Annotated in this window: 15 protein-coding genes and 1 pseudogene; 8 read left to right on the forward strand and 8 right to left on the reverse strand. The window is 39.1% G+C overall.

Features of this window, described 5'->3' with window-relative positions:
* Positions 1-40 precede the first annotated feature (40 nt).
* The 4 genes from PMAN_RS18455 to rluF all read left to right on the forward strand — a co-directional run bounded on the left by PMAN_RS18455 (position 41) and on the right by rluF (position 5,014).
* A complete protein-coding gene (locus PMAN_RS18455; protein WP_010556246.1) occupies positions 41-1,576 on the forward strand; it encodes a glycogen synthase in 1,536 nt (511 codons plus the stop codon).
* 92 nt (positions 1,577-1,668) lie between these two features.
* A complete protein-coding gene (locus PMAN_RS18460) occupies positions 1,669-2,883 on the forward strand; it encodes an EAL and HDOD domain-containing protein (RefSeq protein ID WP_033035547.1) in 1,215 nt (404 codons plus the stop codon).
* Between the two features lie 15 nt (positions 2,884-2,898).
* Positions 2,899-3,984, forward strand: a complete 1,086-nt coding sequence (locus PMAN_RS18465; protein ID WP_010556244.1) for a DUF418 domain-containing protein — start codon at positions 2,899-2,901, stop codon at positions 3,982-3,984.
* Between the two features lie 64 nt (positions 3,985-4,048).
* Positions 4,049-5,014, forward strand: coding sequence for a 23S rRNA pseudouridine(2604) synthase RluF (gene rluF, locus PMAN_RS18470; RefSeq protein WP_033035542.1), 966 nt, complete (start codon positions 4,049-4,051; stop codon positions 5,012-5,014).
* A 92-nt stretch (positions 5,015-5,106) separates the two neighbouring features.
* Here rluF and PMAN_RS18475 read toward each other — a convergent pair whose 3' ends face one another.
* Both PMAN_RS18475 and PMAN_RS18480 read right to left on the reverse strand, forming a co-directional pair.
* Positions 5,107-8,184 (reverse strand): efflux RND transporter permease subunit, encoded by a 3,078-nt coding sequence (locus tag PMAN_RS18475; RefSeq protein WP_010556242.1) that lies wholly within the window; start codon positions 8,182-8,184, stop codon positions 5,107-5,109.
* Between the two features lie 2 nt (positions 8,185-8,186).
* Entirely contained in the window at positions 8,187-9,269 is a 1,083-nt protein-coding gene (locus tag PMAN_RS18480) for an efflux RND transporter periplasmic adaptor subunit (protein WP_008127849.1), read from the reverse strand.
* A 122-nt stretch (positions 9,270-9,391) separates the two neighbouring features.
* Here PMAN_RS18480 and PMAN_RS18485 point away from each other — a divergent pair, with 122 nt between their 5' ends.
* Complete coding sequence (locus PMAN_RS18485; RefSeq protein WP_008127847.1) at positions 9,392-10,294, forward strand: LysR family transcriptional regulator; 903 nt, start codon at positions 9,392-9,394, stop codon at positions 10,292-10,294.
* Positions 10,284-10,589, forward strand: a complete 306-nt coding sequence (locus PMAN_RS18490) for an MGMT family protein (RefSeq protein WP_010556241.1) — start codon at positions 10,284-10,286, stop codon at positions 10,587-10,589. Before PMAN_RS18485 ends, PMAN_RS18490 begins: the two co-directional genes overlap by 11 nt.
* A gap of 75 nt (positions 10,590-10,664) precedes the next feature.
* Here PMAN_RS18490 and PMAN_RS18495 read toward each other — a convergent pair.
* Positions 10,665-10,805: pseudogene (locus tag PMAN_RS18495) on the reverse strand (transposase); the annotation flags it as partial.
* Between the two features lie 131 nt (positions 10,806-10,936).
* Between PMAN_RS18495 and PMAN_RS18500 the strand changes: the two are divergent.
* Positions 10,937-11,281, forward strand: coding sequence for a hypothetical protein (locus PMAN_RS18500; protein WP_010556239.1), 345 nt, complete (start codon positions 10,937-10,939; stop codon positions 11,279-11,281).
* Positions 11,282-11,356: 75 nt separating this feature from the next.
* Here PMAN_RS18500 and PMAN_RS18505 read toward each other — a convergent pair whose 3' ends face one another.
* From PMAN_RS18505 to PMAN_RS18525, 5 genes are all read right to left on the reverse strand, one after another.
* Positions 11,357-11,806: a hypothetical protein gene (locus PMAN_RS18505; RefSeq protein ID WP_010556238.1), complete on the reverse strand. Its 450-nt coding sequence runs from the start codon at positions 11,804-11,806 to the stop codon at positions 11,357-11,359.
* Between the two features lie 452 nt (positions 11,807-12,258).
* Complete coding sequence (gene lepB / locus PMAN_RS18510; RefSeq protein WP_010556237.1) at positions 12,259-13,197, reverse strand: signal peptidase I; 939 nt, start codon at positions 13,195-13,197, stop codon at positions 12,259-12,261.
* A gap of 80 nt (positions 13,198-13,277) precedes the next feature.
* Entirely contained in the window at positions 13,278-15,047 is a 1,770-nt protein-coding gene (locus tag PMAN_RS18515) for an ATP-dependent nuclease (protein ID WP_010556236.1), read from the reverse strand.
* Positions 15,048-15,081: 34 nt separating this feature from the next.
* Positions 15,082-15,894: a DUF3800 domain-containing protein gene (locus tag PMAN_RS18520; RefSeq protein ID WP_198434418.1), complete on the reverse strand. Its 813-nt coding sequence runs from the start codon at positions 15,892-15,894 to the stop codon at positions 15,082-15,084.
* Positions 15,895-15,965: 71 nt separating this feature from the next.
* Entirely contained in the window at positions 15,966-16,247 is a 282-nt protein-coding gene (locus PMAN_RS18525; protein WP_198434419.1) for a hypothetical protein, read from the reverse strand.
* 126 nt (positions 16,248-16,373) lie between these two features.
* Here PMAN_RS18525 and PMAN_RS18530 point away from each other — a divergent pair, with 126 nt between their 5' ends.
* Positions 16,374-17,528, forward strand: a complete 1,155-nt coding sequence (locus PMAN_RS18530) for an IS110 family RNA-guided transposase (RefSeq protein ID WP_010556235.1) — start codon at positions 16,374-16,376, stop codon at positions 17,526-17,528.
* The last annotated feature ends 283 nt before the right edge of the window (positions 17,529-17,811 follow it).

A 17,811-nucleotide genomic window follows, 5' to 3' on the forward strand; every position in this document is an offset into this window, starting at 1 on the left:
AAGCGGGTAAGCTTATTAAAACAAAGGAAGCAGTAAATTAATGCATGTATTAATGGTTGCAGCAGAGAACGATGCGTTACCTAGCGCTAAAGTAGGCGGTGTAGCAGATGTAGTCCGTGATGCTCCGAAGGCTCTTGCGAAGCATGGCGTATCGGTTGATGTAGTGATCCCAGATTATGGATTTGAGCCATTAAATAGGCATTACATAGGTGAAGTAACCGTGGCGTTTAATGCTCAATCTCATGTAATGACCTTGTTTAAAGTGGATCAAACAAAAAATAACATAACTCAAATTGTAATAAGCCACCCAATGTTTAGTGAATCGGGTAGCGTTTATTGTAATGATGCACCGGGTAGGCCATTTGCAACCGATGCAACAAAGTTTGCGCTATTTAATGCGGCTGTTTGCGAAGCATTATTACAAGGACTACTTAAACGTCCTAGTACGCTGCATTTACATGACTGGCATAGTGCATGCGTTGCTGTTTTACTTAAGTTTGAGCCGCGTTATAGTGCTTTAAGCGATATACATTTAGCGTACACAGTGCACAATTTAGCACTACAAGGAATAAGGCCTTTTAAGCACGATGAGTCGAGCTTAGAAGCTTGGTTTCCATCATTAAGTTACAACGGGCAACACTTGTGCGACCCAAGGTATTCAAATTGTTTTAACCCAATGCGAAGCGCCATTAATTTAGCAGACAAAATTCATTTAGTGTCGCCTACCTACAGCCAAGAAGTGCTTAAACCCAGTAATTACAATGATGGCTTTTTTGGTGGTGAGGGGCTTGAACAAGACCTACAAAATGCAGCTAATCAAGGTAAAGTGGTCGGCATCTTGAATGGCTGTGAATACCCTGCATTGGAAGTTGCAAATGCAGTTATGGACGAGTTGTACAACGAGGCAGAAAAAAGCTTATTTGCTTGGATGAGCAACAGCGAACAGCTTGAAAGCGTTCACTACATTGCGCACCAACGATTAAAGCAATTTAAAGCGACACCAAATAATGGGCCAATTGTTACAAGCGTAGGTAGACTCACAGAACAAAAAGTATTGTTATTATGTCAGCCATTAAATGGTGAACTTGCGATAGACGCAGTATGTAATAGTATTAATGAACAGGGTGGGCGTTTAATCATATTAGGCTCTGGCGATAAAGCGCTAGAAGCATTGTTTACAAAAGCCATGGCACGTAACGAAAATTTACTATTTTTAAAAGGTTATGCGCAAAGAGTAGGTGATTTAATGTATCAATTAGGTGATTTATTTTTAATGCCTAGTTCGTTTGAGCCTTGCGGAATAAGCCAAATGCTGGCAATGCGCGCAGGCCAACCTTGTTTGGTACATAGTGTTGGCGGATTAAAAGATACGGTAAAACACAATCAAAATGGGTTTAGTTTTAATGGTGCAACATTACGTGAGCAAACACATACTTTGCTTTCATGTTTAACCGAAACGCTAGCATTTTATAAACAACATCCAAAAAAATGGCAGCAAATAAAATCTAATGCTAAAGCAGTACGCTTTTCGTGGTCTAAGGTTGCAAGTGATTACATTTCAACCTTGTATCGATAAAGTTTGTTTAATTTAACTTAAGCGAAGTGACATTTTAGATTATTTACGCTATTAATAACTTGGTATTAATGGAATTAAATAAAGTAGGTAAAGTGTCTGTATTTGTTGCAAGGCAAGCAATTTTCAATCGGCGTCAAAAAGTAGTTGCTTACGAGCTACTTTTTAGGGACAGTCCTAAAAACTTTTTTCCTGATATAGCCGAAGGGCAGGCAACTGCAAGGCTTATTATGGAAAATCAACTTAATTTGGGCACACGCCATATCACCTCTGGTAAAAAAGCGCTCATCAACATTGGGCCTGAATCTTTAGAGCTTGACCTGTGTGCCTTTTTACCGTGCCAAGATGTTGTAATAGAGCTTCTTGAAAGTATAGAGCCCACTGATACAAATTACGAGTTATGCCGAGAGCTCTTTCATAGTAATTTTAATTTAGCCCTTGATGACTTTGTATATAAACCGCAATGGGATCGCTTTTTAAAGCTGGTTAAACTCATAAAATTTGATATAACCATAACCCCATTAAACGACATTCACCCTATTATAAAAAAGCTCAAAGATCACAAACAAATTAAATTACTCGCAGAAAAAATAGAAACTCAGGAAGAATACGAAGTTGCCGCTGGCATGGGCTTTGATTATTTTCAAGGTTACTTTTTTGCAAAACCCACCATGATGAAGCACAACGACATTGATTATAACTACGGGTTAGTTGTTGCAATATATGCTGAAATAATGAGCCCGAATCCAGATTTAACCAAAATAGCAGCGTTGTTTGAATTGGATGCCGCACTGGCTTATAAATTACTACGTTTAATTAACAGCGGCGTATTTCCCATACAAAGTAAAATAGCCTCCTTAAAGCAAGCGCTGGTTTATTTGGGTCAGGAGCGGTTAAAAAAGTTTGTTAGTTTAATTGTTACCGCTCACACCGCTGGTAAAAAGCCTGCAGAGTTAATGCAAGTGTGCGTCGTACGTGCCCGCTTTTGTGAATTGATTGCTAAAAAAGTGGCCAAGCATCAGTCAGGAGAGGCGTTTTTAACCGGCTTGTTTTCGCTTCTTGACGCTATATTAGATCAACCAATGAGCTTGCTTGTTGAAAAATTACCTTTTCAGGATGATATAAAAGCAGCCTTGCTCGAAGAAAAAAACACACTGTATTACATTTTAAAAGTTGTTAAAGCATACGAAACCGGCAGCTGGTGGGCACTCGAACAAGCTGTTATATTTTTAAACATACAAAGTGATATACTACCAGAGCTTTACCAGAAGTCGGTTGACTGGGCCGACAGCTATAAAAATAATATTTAACGGAAAATAGCTTTAATGCGTAATTATAATATGGACTTTATTCGCGGCATTGCCGTGCTTGGCTTAGTGTTTATGAATGGCTATGCCTTTGGTTTTATGGAATTTGGTTATGTGCCTTTAACTACCCCCCCTGTAAGCGACACCATCATTGAATATTTTAATATACTGTTTATAGAAGGCCGATTTAGAACGCTGTTTAGCTTACTTTTTGGCGCAGGTTTGTATATTCAATGGCAGCGCTTTAAATCATCTGCGCAAATAAAAAGTAGATTATATTGGCTCATAATTTTTGGTCTAATACATGGCTTTTTACTTTGGGCTGGTGATATTTTGTTTGTTTATGGAGTGTCTGGCTGGTTTATTATTAAATATCTAGACACCGACAACCCAAAGCTATTGCAAAGAGGGCTCGAGTTTACTGGGCTCTCGGCGGTGGTTACGTTTTTAGTGTTGTTCACTATTCCTGACGATCAGAGCTTTCGTGATTCTGCCAAGTTTATTGAGTTATTTAGCCCTCATTACAGTGATTACTTTAATGAAAATCTTTTTATAAATATCCTTATGCTAATCACAGTGCCGCTAATGACGATGTGGATGTGCGTTGGCATCATGCTAATTGGCATTTACGCGTATAAAGAGGGAATATTTAACAAAGGTCTATCAAATCAGCAGTTGTGGGTGTGTGCCTTAGGTGTACTTATATTTTGTAGTATACGACTAAGCACATCAACGCTTACTGGTGGTTTGGGTATGAGTTTACAAGAAATTTCTAACATGTTCGCTGCTCTGTGTATGGCTGGGCTTTATATTCATGTAATTGTTAAGTTTTGTAATAATAGCCCACAGTTTGGCAAACTAATACAGCAGGCGGGTCGCATGGCATTCACACTGTATATAAGCCAAACCTTTATGCAATTACTTATTTATAGAGTGTTATTTCCAGAGTGGATACTTAGCTTTAATAGAATAGATTACTGGTTAGTTGCTGCCAGCTTAGTTGCTGTGCAGTTATTATTTACGTTATTTTATAGTCGTTATTTTAAACAAGGGCCGCTTGAAGTGCTGTGGCGCAAATTAACCGACATTAAATCGGCGGCATAACTCGCATTTTTAGGTGGTTTGGGTATACACTAGCGACCCTAAAAAATTAATACCATTAAGTGATATGACCGAATTAAAACGTTTAAATAAATTTATTAGTGAAACAGGTTTTTGTTCACGCCGTGAAGCCGATAAATATATTGAGCAAGGTCGTGTGTCAGTTAATGGTAATGCGCCAGAAATGGGCGTGAAGGTTGCAGCAACCGACGTAGTATTGGTCGATGGCAAACCATTAAAAACACCACCTAAACGCGTTTATATTGCCTACAATAAACCGGTGGGTATAACGTGTACAACCGAACGTAAAATCCAAAGCAATATTGTCAAAGCGGTTAATTACCCCGATCGTATATTTCCAATTGGGCGCCTAGATAGACCTTCTGAAGGGTTAATATTTTTAACTAACGAAGGCGACATTGTTAATAAAATTTTGCGTGCGGGTAATAACCACGAAAAAGAATACGTAGTCACCGTGGACAAGCCCCTTAACCGCCAATTTGTATCTAAAATGGCCAACGGCATTCCTATTTTAGATACTGTTACCAAAAAGTGTAAGGTTACACAAACAGCCCCTAAAGAATTTAAGATCATTTTAACTCAGGGGTTAAATCGCCAAATCCGCCGAATGTGTGAGTATTTAGGTTACGAGGTGGTGACTTTAAAGCGCACTCGTATTATGAATGTAACATTAAAAGGGTTAAAAGTGGGTCAATGGCGTCATTTATCCGATGTTGAAATGGCGCAAATAAACGACTCAATTGCTGACTCAGGCAAAACCCAAGAGCACTCGTTAGATACTAACAAGCAAGTTGATAAAAATGCGGCTATATCACCTAAGCGCGACTTTCAGGGTGAAAACCCTCGTCGTAATAAGCAAAAAGAGCGAGGCGATGAGCAAAAAAATAATCGAACTAATGCACCTTATCAAAAGCGATCTACAACCTATGTTGGTAAACCAAAAACGGCAAAAGCAAATAGTGCATCTAGCAATAAAGCAGGCGCTCGCACTAAGCTAAGTTTAAAAAAATAAGCTAAGCAATTACCACTGTATTTATTTAAGTTATAAAAAATGCCACAGTTTACGCTGTGGCATTTTTATTTAGTTAAACACTCAATATGTCTTTATTTACGTGGTTGGTATTCAATTCTAAAAATCATAGTATATAAAACAGGCACTACTATTAATGTAAGTATGGTCGCAAAGCCTAAACCAAACATAATTGTGACCGCCATAGATTGAAAGAACACATCAAACAGCAAAGGGATCATACCGAGTATTGTAGTGATTGCAGCCATTGCTACAGGCCGCACACGGCTCACCCCAGAATCAAAAACCGCTTGGTAAGGTGAGCTGCCCGCTTTTAGCTCAAGGTTTATTTGGTCGACTAATACAATGCCATTTTTAATGAGCATACCACTTAAGCTTAATAACCCAAGTAGGCCCATAAAACTAAACGGCGCGTTCATTGCTAACAAACCGGCACTTACACCAATAATTGCCAGTGGAACTGTGGCCCAAATTACAAGAGGCTGCTTTAATGAGTTAAACAGTAAAACCGTAATAGCAAACATAGCTAAGTAGCCAAGCGGCAAAGACCCAAATATAGCTTTTTGAGCTTTGCTTGAAGATTCATATTCGCCGCCCCATTCTAATGAGTACCCATGAGGTAGCTCTATAGATTCAACAGGGCCTCGCACTCGGGCAAACAATTTAGCGGCTGTTTCATCTCCTAGCACATTTTGGTCGGCCATTACCGTTATTGTTCGCTTTCTATCGCGACGCATTATTAGGCTGTCTTCCCATTCAACAATAAACTCATCTACCACTTGAGTTACTGGTACAAATACACCTAAAACAGGGCTGTATATTTGTAAATCATGAACGCTATCTACATTAAGACGCTCATTAGCAGGGGAGCGCGCAATAATTGGCAGTAATTGAGTACCATCACGGTATACACCCACCTGTTTACCCGACAAGCTTGTAAGCAGCACATCATCCAAATCTGATTTACTTATGCCTAAGCGTCGTGCCTTTTGCTCGTTAAACTGTGGACGAATCATTTTGGTTCGCGCACGCCAATCATTACGAATATTAAATGCGCCGTCATCTTGAGCCATAAGCTTTTCAGCTTCAGCTGCGAGTTTTCTAAGAATGACAGGGTCAGGTCCTGTAAAGCGGGCTTCTATTTTTGCATCAGTAGAAGGCCCAATCTCCATAGGCTTTATTTTTAGTTGAGCTGATAACGGTGTATTTTGAGAATAATCACGGACCTTTTGCATAACAACCGCAACTGCTTCGCGGTCTTTTACTCTTATAATAAGTTGTCCATACGACGAGTAAGACTTTTGAGGCGCATAAGTAAGCATAAAGCGCGGCGCACCTTGCCCGGTTGTACTTGTTACTTCTTCTACAAGTTCTTCTTTTTGCAAATAGTTTTCAAGCTTCTTTATGCCATCTAGTGTGGCACGAATATCCGAACCTTGTTGTTGCCAGTAATCTACGTAAAACATAGGTGTGTTTGAGGCAGGGAAAAACGACTGCTTAACCGAACCAAACCCCACTACGGCACTGCACAGTAATACAACCATGAGGATTATTGTTGACTTACGATAGTGCATTGCTAAATCTAATAGCGCTTTATAGCCTGTAAAAATAAACCCTTGGTATGGGTCGCTATCTGAATCGTCTTCGGTGTTTTTATCTTTTTTAAATTCATTTTCTGAAAACATAAGGTTTGCAAAAAATGGAGTTAAAGTAATGGCGGTTATCCAGCTAAGTAACAGCGATATAAACAACACCCAAAACAAGCTGCCCGCAAACTCACCGGTTGCGTCAGAGCTTAAACCAATTGGCGCAAACGCAGTAATACCAATAATAGTTGCACCTAACAATGGCCATTTAGTTTGCTCCACAATGTTAACTGCGGCTTTGAGTTTGGTTTGGCCACGTTTTAGGTTAATTAAAATTCCTTCGGTAACCACTATGGCGTTATCTACCAGCATACCAAGGGCTATAATAAGCGCACCTAACGATATACGTTGTAAGTCTATGGCAAACAACTTCATAAAAATAAAGGTGCCTAAAACCGTTAGTAATAAAATACCGCCTATTAAAATACCGCTTTTAAGGCCCATAAAAATAAGGAGTACCACAATTACTATCGCAATGGCTTCTAGCAGGCTAACAATAAAACCGTCTACCGAGGTTTCTACTTCTTTTGGTTGGTTGTATACAGCATTCACGTCAATACCATGCGGGCGCTGGTACTCAAGTTCTGCTAAGTGAGCATCAATACGTTTACCTACATCAACCACATTAACGCCATTCATAAACGATACGCCAATTAATAGCGCTTGCTCAGAGTTATATCTAATTACATTAGTGGGTACTTCAGCGTACTCTCTAAATACTTCGGCAACATCACCTAAATAAATAAGCTCGCTCGCACCAGGTTTAGAAATCAGCAGAGTTTCAAGCTCTTTAACATCTTTAAATTCGCCGGTAGGATGAAAACGAATCGACTCATCGCCCACTCTAATCTTACCTGCGTTAGACACCGTGTTTTGAGATTGTAACAAAGCAAATATATGGCTAGGTGCAATACCAAGTTGGGCTAATTTACGGGTAGATATCTCTACCATTACTTGCGGCTGTTGCTCACCTGCAATCGTTACCTTGCTTACTCCTTTAACTAATACCAGTTCACGCTTTAAATAGTCGGTGTAGTCTTTTAGTTCATCGTAAGAATAGCCGTCACCTACAACAGAATATAAAACACCATATACATCGCCAAAGTCATCTAAAATTGTACTTGGGTAAACACCACTGGGTAAAGACGGAGAAAGATCGTTTATTTTACGACGCATTTCATCCCAAATTTGGCGAAGTTGCTCTTTTCGATAAGTGCTCTTCATTTCCACGGCAATTTGCGACTTCCCGTTGGATGAAATAGAAGTCACGTGGTCAACATAGGGTAACTGTTGAATTGCATTTTCGAGTGGAAAAGTAACTTCTTCCTCGACTTGCTGCGGTGATGCGCCAGGGTACATGGTAATAACCATGGCCTGTTTAAGTGTAAATTCAGGGTCTTCTAACTGACCTAAATCAAAATACGATACGCTACCACCAATTAAAAGCAGCAGGGCAAACATCCAACTAATTACTTTTTTCTTTATAGAAAATTGTGCAAAGCTCATAATTATAAGCCTCGCTCTTTATTCCATGGACGAACTTTCATGCCTTCTTCAATCGAGTGAACACCCGCAGACACCACAATTTGGCCCTCTTTTATACCGCTAAGTACCTCTATGCCATCATGGTGTAATTGGCCAACTTCAACAGCTTGCTTATGGACTTGGCCGGTATTTTCATCATAAAGCCAAACATAGGCATTATTTTTAATTGCTTCTTGTGGATCAGAAAAAACCGATTCAATAGGGAGTATTGTGTAAGCAACCTGCGAACGTGTTACTTTACTTAAATCAATTAAAACGCGGCCAGTCATACCTGCTAGTAAGTTAAAGTCATCAGGCACGGGTAACGAAAACACCACTTTATAAGTGAGTGTTGCTGGGTCGGCTTGGGTGTCCCATTCTTTAATATCGAGCGAGTATTCTTTATCTTCAAAGCCATCAAATTTAACAGTAGGGTGGTAATCAGTGCCTTTTTTGAATCGTGCCACTATTTTTTCAGGAACCTGAATTTCTACATCCATTAAATCGCGCGTTTCTAGGCGCAAAATATTTTGTTTAGCTTGAATATTTTCAAAATTCTTTACAAACACTTTGGCAACAGTGCCTGCAAAAGGGGCTCGCAATTCACTGTACTCTAGGTTGGTTTCAGCAATTTTAAATGCCGACTCAGCAATTTGCATATTGGCGGTTGCTTGGTCGAGCTCAGATTGGCTGGTAATTTTTTTCTCGAATAATTGTTCAATTCGGCTCAGTTGCGATTTTGCTAGTTCGTAACGTGCTTTACGTTCATCAAACTGGAGTTGAAAATCTTCAGGGTCTAATTTGGCTAGTAAATCGCCTTTTTCAACGTGTTCACCAGCAAGAACCGGAAACTCTATAAGTTCTCCGTTTACCCTAAATGCAAGGTAAGATCCTTGGTTTGCAACCACCTCAGCAGGGAAACTACGAATATTGATTTGAGAGTCATGGCCAATATTGAACAGCTTAACAGGGCGGATGGGCTCTTCTTTAACTTGTTGTTCTGGCTCAGAACAGGCAATTAAGCTAAGTAGGGTCGTTGTTAGTAAACATAGACGAAAGAGTTTCATGTCTTCTCCGTTGCAATATTGGCAAAATAATTAAGTGCAGGATACGCTGCAAACATATAAAATAAAATTCATTAAATTTTAGAGACTCAATAAGTTTTACTTATAATGTTTTGAGGCGGTATATGAAGCTGAATCAATTAGTAATATTAGATGCCATAGTGCAAAGCGCAAGTTTGAGCGGTGCTGCACAAAAGCTTCATAAAACACAGCCCGCGCTAACGTTGGCTATAAAAAACTTAGAAGCGCAAATAGGCTTTGAGCTGCTAGATAGAACTAAGTACCGGTTACAGCTTACTGAAAAAGGACGTATTTTTCATCGTGAGGCACAACAGTTACTACATGCAAATGACGAGCTTGCCAAACTCGCAGAAGAACTTTCGTTAGGAAATGAACCCCAATATCAAATTTGTTACGAACAGCTCTGCCATAAACAAAGTTATAACAAGATCATAAGTAATACTTTTAGGCAGTTTACGAGCACAGAGTTTTGTATTACCAGTGGCAAACGGTTTGTATCATTAGAACAAGTTAATAGTGGGCAAGCAGAGTTAGGTATTGGCCCCTGGTTTGATTTATTTCATGCTACAGGTGACTTAGAAAGCGTGCCCATAGGTAAGCTCGACATTGGTATAGTAAGTGCTAAAGGGCTATTACCCCAACAGTTAACATACACACAATTACAAACCTATCCGTGTTTAGCTATGTTTGAAAGCGATTTAAGTATAGACAGCGATAGGCTATCTTACTCTAAAGGTTCTGCAATGATGAAAATAGACGACGTAGCAACTTTAAAGTCGTTTTTACTTTCAGGGGCCGGATGGGCAATGATGAGCCTAGAGCATTGCAAACCTGAAATAAAAGCAGGCTTATTACAAGAAATCCATATTACAGACCGCGAACATAAATTTAGCGCACAAATAAGAGCGTTTAGGCAGCATGCTATTCATCATGGCCCTGTGGCACGCACTGTATGGGAGCAATTTAAACAACTAAGTAAGGCTTACGCTGATAAAAATGGATATTGAAAAAGAAACCCTTATTTATACTGTAATAGCCGGTATCCCAGCAGGAAAAGTAGCAAGCTATGGTCAAGTTGCTACGTTGGCTGGATTTCCGCAAAACTCACGCTTAGTTGGGCGTTTATTAAAAATAATGCCAAGTGATTCGGTTATTCCATGGCATCGTGTTGTAAACAGCCAAGGTAAAATATCGTTCCCTGTAGGCAGTAACAAGTACCAAGAACAGCGTCAAAAGTTATTATCAGAAGGTGTGCTTTTTAAAAACGACAAAGTAAATATGCGTGAGTGTAGGTGGCAGTAAAGTTACTATTGCAAGTCCGATAAATTAGTGCCATTCGACACAGTAAAATACCTACTAGATATTTTTTTGCTAAGTACTTAGTATAAACAGATGAATACCTAACGCCTCGGCAACGTCCTGTGATATTGCATCGTCTCGTAAGCTTAGTTTGACTGCTTTGATTTTGAAATTAACGGGGTAAAAATATGTCTTTCTAGATTGGGTATATCTAGGCATTTTAGCCTCCTCAAAGTGATGAGGAGGTGTCCACTAAAACGGGTGAGGAGCAAGTTCCGTTTTAACGAGTGCGTTAGATATAATATGCACAGATAAGCATGTGTATGTAATTGTGTGACATGCAGACAATCATGAAACCGACAAAGCAGATACTAAATGTTCTCTCTGGTATTGCGTGTATAGCTAAGCAAGGCATTTGCTTTAGGTTTGATAGCGAAGGTATAAATAAAAATGAGTGGCGCTCGAAATGTTTATATTTAAGCAAAACTTTTGTAAAAAACAATTTTAAGCCTGAAACGTACATTAAAACGAATGTTGAAGCTCCAAGCAGCTCTACCATTGCCATGAGTTCCATGCTCACTATAATTTCTGGTCCAGCAATGAGCATTACTATTATTACTGCTAATGAGTGCCAAATGCCTTTAGACATTGTTTTTTTGATCCGATCAAACACCAAACTTTCCTTGTATAGCTAATGCCAAATAACAATTGATTAAAATAAGCGAAGCAGGAGTAAACCCAATTGTTATTTGTCTTGATTAATTTGCTTGTTAGCTTTCATACTGCTTCAAAAAAGCTAACATTTCCATTTTTATCTCTACGGGATTTCCGTAAATACCATCATTGGCAATATCTAGCGAGTCCCAAAAACTCATCATCTGATTTTCGGCTTGTTCATCTGGAATGAAGATGTTTGGTTCAAAAGCCATCTCATAAATTTTCTGTGATACTTTCTCGTAGGTAGTAGTGTTGTTTTCTAATGCTTTTACGAATATCGAAAAGGCCTGTTTTGCGACTAATTTCGAGTCAGTAGATAATCCAAACTCTTGGAGCGCTAACACGGCATCATTAGTATTTTTTGAAACCGATACATCAAATAATCGGATATCAGGTTCATCGGCTTTTAAGATCAATGAATCCACCCACTCTGTGACGTTATTTATTTTTAAAGCCCCACATTCTAAGGCTAATATCATTGCATTAATTTCGACGATGTTCATTTCCCGTTTAAGCGACTTGTTAGGTATTCTTTAACCTTTTTAGTTGCTTAATACCTAGAAATGTACCAATAGGAATAAATAAAAGCCACAGATACGCGAAGTATTTGCAGTAAATAACAAACAACTTGGAGCTATGATTTTTATTCAATAACCAAACACTGATAATTAGACCGATTAAAGCAGGAGTTATTTGTATAAGAGAAAACACGATGCCTGATGATAAATGACCTGCTATTAATTTAGGATCGTTTGTAGATAATTCTAGAAATGCGGAATATAAACCTGAAAAAAAATTAAATAATGATAAGAGTAAAAAGCCTTGTAAAACGATACTTATAAATTTTAATAGATTAAACAAACTCAAACCTTCCCTGAATATCTAACGCCCGCAGCACGGGCTTGTTTGGAGCGCAGCGAAAAACTTGTCCCAGTGCCTGCGTTTGTTAGGCGAATTACCAAACATACGCTATTTTACCAATGATATTGCTCTCAGGCACAAATCCCCAGTAACGACTATCTAGACTATTATCTCTATTGTCACCTAATACGAAATAGTGCTTATCTGGCACTAACCATTCATCTGTTTGAGTACCAACTTGATAAAAGTAACGTTCGGATAAATCTTTCTGATTACTGTTCAATTTAATAACGTATGAATCATTATCTAGCGACTCTTTATAATACTCATGCTCCGAACCAGCTCCCGAGTCAGTGAATTTGTATTCTTTCGCTACCTCTGTAAATCCAGGACAATTTGCCGATTCATCCATGCAAGAAGGTTTAATAAAGATACTTTTGTCACGGTATATAACAGTATCCCCAGGCAGTCCTATAACCCTTTTGACAAAATCAATTTGAGGATTCTGTGGATATTGGAACACAACCACATCACCTCTTTTAAGTGTTTTAGATGGTGCTTTTTTGACTATTTGTAACCCAAAATATCTATAGTTTCCAAATCCACTTTTACTCACTATAACTTGATCACCAGGATTTAAAGTGGGACTCATTGACCTTGCCGGGATAGAAAATGGCTCATAAATAAAAGCTCTGACTAAAGATAAGAACGCAAAAAACATGACAAAACATACTAACGTAGCCAACCAACCAGCGTACCACTTCTTGCGTTGACCTTTGTCGTACCCCCGACAAATAAGATAAGCATGAATAGGACAAATGATTAAAAACAACCAAGTAAAATAAATATTATGATGCCACGACTCGGTATCATCAATAGCCTGCAGCTTGGTATCGATTAATGTAACAAATATAATCAAAATTAAGTAAAACCAAAACAACTTGGCTTTGTTAACATACAAAAATGTGAAAGGCTGTATTACCAAACCGTAAAAAATACTTAGCCAAGCTTTGGGCTTCCATGAATCTTCCAATTTATCTCCTATTCGCCTAACGCCTTGCTCACCGGAAAATTAGGAGCTCAGCGAGTAATTTTTCCGAGTGCAGCAACTTGTTAGGCCTCTGCGTCATAAACTTCTCTGATCTTTTGAGCCATTTGTGGCGTGACCGAAAAACCTTCTGCTGTGATGTGACTTAATGCGACATAAGGTTTGCTGCTACCGCCATTTGGTAATCCTAGCTCTTCCTCTATATCGTTTTCTAATACCACTGAAGAACCTATGTTGTTATCGATCTCATCAACAATTTTTTGTGTTGATCGATCTGCTGACGCAATTGCATCTACCCCTTTGTGAGCTTGATGATCTCTGTCATAAACAGCCACATATGGGATAGAAAACTTATTCATGAGCTTAACATAAAGAGGGATATTATCTTTTGAGCCGCAATCGATTAACGTATACTCGTACCTGAAAACATCAAGCTCTTTCGCCAACAGAGGAAATACAGTTTTTTCTGTAGCGCCCTCTAGCAAAACAACTTTACTTGCAAAAAATAATTCCCCACGATCAGGGTTGATCCAGTAGGAAAGGTTGAAATCTTTCTTTGAATCCCCTTCAAATAAGTCTTCGGTGCACTGTTTAACCTTAGTTCCGTTTAACTCATCAACCTTTGTTGCTATGTAAATAGACTTATAACGCTCAACATCAATTAAACCGCTTGAGTGAGTACAAAGAATAACTTGACTCCCTGACTCAGACAAAGCCACGAATGAGTCGAATAACGACCTTTGTGCTTGGGGATGCAAATAAAGCTCAGGCTCTTCGAATATGAAGTATCTTGAATTTGATGCTTTCCTGTTTCCTTGCTCTTCCGCTGACTCTGCCTCAGCAAGAGCCTTCTTAGCAACTACTTGTATTAGAGCAACTGTTAGAGCTCGCTGTAAACCGTGCCCTTTTCGTTTTATGTCAGTTCTAACACCGTCATCAACCCAAACCTGTGTATTTGCTTTAAATACATTTTTAATATCAGGGGCGTTTACTTCAATATCTACTTTTGCACCCCATGCAACAAGCTCATCAGTTAACTCTTGTTCAAAGTCAGTTAATTGCTGAGGTCTATCATTATTGTCATTGCCTTCCTGGTCTTTTTTGTTCAGGGTGGAAAATAGTTTCCCGAGTTTTTCCTTTGTTTCCTTCCAGTCGTTATTGTGTTCAGACATTAAAGCTACAACATCAGCATACATTTTTCCGAAAACACTAGAATCTTTAGAAGAAAAATCATCCGAGGCTTCTTTTACTGCTGGTATAAAGTAAACCTCACCAAATATTCCTTTTGCGACACTTTTCAAGCCAAGAAAGTTTGTCGACTCAAGCTCAAAAGCGAATTGAATATCCTCCCTGTTATTCTGGATATATTCGTTTTGGGCATCGATGATGTTTTGTTTGGTAATTCGACCAGAATCGGGGATATGAGGATGGAATGGCAGACTAGAAGCAAGCTCTCTTTTAGTATAAGCAGAAGCATTTGCTTCTTGAAGCCAGTCATCCGATGGGTTTTCTATGTACCCTCGGTATTCAAAACTACCGCCTAGAAAGGCAGTTTTTCTTACAACTATTTTTTCTTCAGAGGTTAAATACTTCTTGAATGTAGTTTTGTCTGATTCATCAAGATCACCAAACTCAATTTCCACAAATAGTTCAATAGACCCATGATAAAAATCCAGATCTTGTTGCTTTATCTCACCAAAGAAGAACAAGACAGAAGATAAGAGATTCGATTTCCCGTGGTTATTCTGGCCAATGATAACCATCAGATCTTGTGCTTCTAGCTTTTCTTCTTTTACTGAACGCCAGTTTTTGACCCATATACTTTCAATTTTCACTATTTATTCCTTGTTAGGCTGGAAACTGCCAAGACTAGACAAGCGCCTTAACTTTTTTTCGATGCTGAACGACTGATTCCTTTGCCACTATTCGCTGCTCATCTGTTAGATCATTGAGCTTAGGTAGATTTTTCTCGAAGTTTTTGAATCGCTCGGCCATCCCTCTCATTGAGATGCCATCGATCAAGCTCCGATGTTGAAATAACTGCCAGAGTTCCATTAATTCTGATGGTAGATTAACACCAGAAATAAGTTTATTTGCAATCCACAAATAAACGTCAACAATTTGAAGCCCTATAGAGTCAGCACTTTTCGAAATCGTCAACTCCTTATCTGTTAAACCTTTATGTGAAACTTCTTCAGGCGAAAAATCCGTATAGAGTGGATTATTGAAATACATGGCCTTATCTTTCTCAGAAGAGTTTTTAATGCCTTCGGCTATTCTTGAAAGATTATAGTGCGTTCCAATTTGAGCCTTATTGAATTGATTTTGCCTATCCACGATTATAGATGACACTGACTTCCTGCGTTTCTTCCTTGTTCGTCGTGCAATTGCAGCTACGACAAACTGAAAACCAACAGCATTCGGAGATATTATTTTTTGATCTGGGTGACCGAAATCAAGTGATAGTGGCTTTCTAATACCGAAATCCAAAGCATCGATGATAAGCTCTTTGGATCTCGCGTCTAGGGGAGCGTTCTCTGCTCGACTTTTAACTTCCGAAAGCAGACTAACGATAGCATCCTCACAATTCTCAATCCGTTTTACTGTTGATAACCTCCAAGACTCTCGAAGCAGATCTTCGTCAAATAGAACAGATAATTTGTGTATTAAAACGTATCTCAAGGGAGTCCAATATGTATCCCATTTGACAGCATCGTTTAACCCAGCATCAAAAACGGCATCGAAGAATATAACTAAGGCATAATCGAGTTTTCTATAAAATAGTAGTCAAAATCGAACTTCATTTTTTTCTGGATTTTAATCAATAACGGAGCAATTTTTACCAAACCACCTATACCCAATATATTTGCATGAATTAGGTCATCATCGATTATATCTCGAATAGCATTGTGTTCGACGACACAAAGAGCATCTACGTTAGTAACGCTAGAAATTAGACCGTAGCTAAGCCTTGGTTGATTTTCATCAAATAAATTATTCCCAGTATTACCCGATTCATCAATGTGGAAAAACATACACTACCTATTCTGCCTAGACATAATGACTCCCACACGGTGTTAGCCTCCGCTTTTCGTGGGTTAGCTTAATTCAAAGCCAGAGCCATAATTAGTTTGTCAATTAACTAAACAGCAGAGGCTAACATGAATAAACATAGCATACTTTTTATCGGTCTTGATACACATAAAGAATTCAATGAAGTTGCCTATATTGAAGAACATAGAGGCGCGCAACCTGTTCATCTTGGCCGAATTCCCTCTTCCAAAGTGGCCGTTCAAAAGCTTGTTCGTCAGTTCGAATCGAAATACCCTGGCGCAACACTTCATTTTGTTTATGAAGCAGGCCCTTGTGGTTATTGGATTTACCGATTAATTACCAGCCTCGGCCATTGCTGTTATGTGGTTGCACCTTCTCTTATTCCTAAAAAATCTGGTGAGAAAATTAAAACCGATAAACGTGATGCCCTTAAGCTTTCTAAATTACTTAAGTCTGAAGATTTAACACCTATCTATGTTCCTGAGCCTGAAGATGAAGCTGTACGTGATTTATCTCGTGCACGCGAAGTAGCCATGAAGGATTTAAAAGATGCCAAATATCAATTAAAGGCGCTGCTGCTTCGCAATAATATTAATTACAAAGGCACTGCGAATTGGTCACAAAAACATTTACGTTGGCTCACTGAGCTTGTGTTGCCACACCCCGCTCAGCACATCGTCTTACAAGAATTTTTACACACAATTACCGAACGAATAAGCCGACTTGAGCGGCTAGATAATGAACTAACACACCACTTTCACCAGTGGCGTTATTATCCTGTAGTAAAAGCAATACAAGCTATGCGTGGTGTCCGTTTGTTGGTCGCCACTGGCGTTGTTGCTGAGCTTGGCGATTTATCGCGTTTCGACCACCCCCGTAAATTAATGAGTTATCTCGGTCTTGTACCCAGTGAACATTCGAGTGGTGGCAAACGCCATATTGGCGCCATCACAAAATGCGGGAACGGCCGAGCAAGACGCCTTCTTGTGGAAGGTGCACACACTTATCGGTATGCGGCAAATATATCAACAGATATGCAAAAACGACAAGAAGGCTTACCAAAAGACATTATTGATATTGCGTGGAAAGCACAGCTTAGGCTCTGCAAACGCTATAAAAAAATGATAGCCAAAGGGAAACACTACAATCTGGTTGTTACCGCCATTGCCCGAGAAATGATTGCGTACATATGGGCAATTGCAAAAGAAGTGGTGCTTACGCCAGTGAATACAAAACTTAGATTGGCAAGAGTACCCGCATGATAAACGAATTAGAGTTAGTGCATGGGATCAAGCATCGGGTGTGGCACAACCACCGACGGCGTTAGGATGGCAATGCAGCTAACGCTGCATTGAACCACGAACATAGACTGAAGACAGGTGCCACGACGAAATAAGTAAGGTCTGCTCTGTTACTAGAAATAGTAATAACCAACGAATATCAGCAAGATAACCGACGACATTACTTGCTTCATCCTATGTATTAACTCGCTCTAATTCGAGCTAAAGTAATTATGGCTTAAAAAGTTAGGCAGGGATCAGTGCG

The sequence above is a fragment of the Pseudoalteromonas marina genome, assembly GCF_000238335.3.
Lineage (GTDB): Bacteria > Pseudomonadota > Gammaproteobacteria > Enterobacterales > Alteromonadaceae > Pseudoalteromonas > Pseudoalteromonas marina.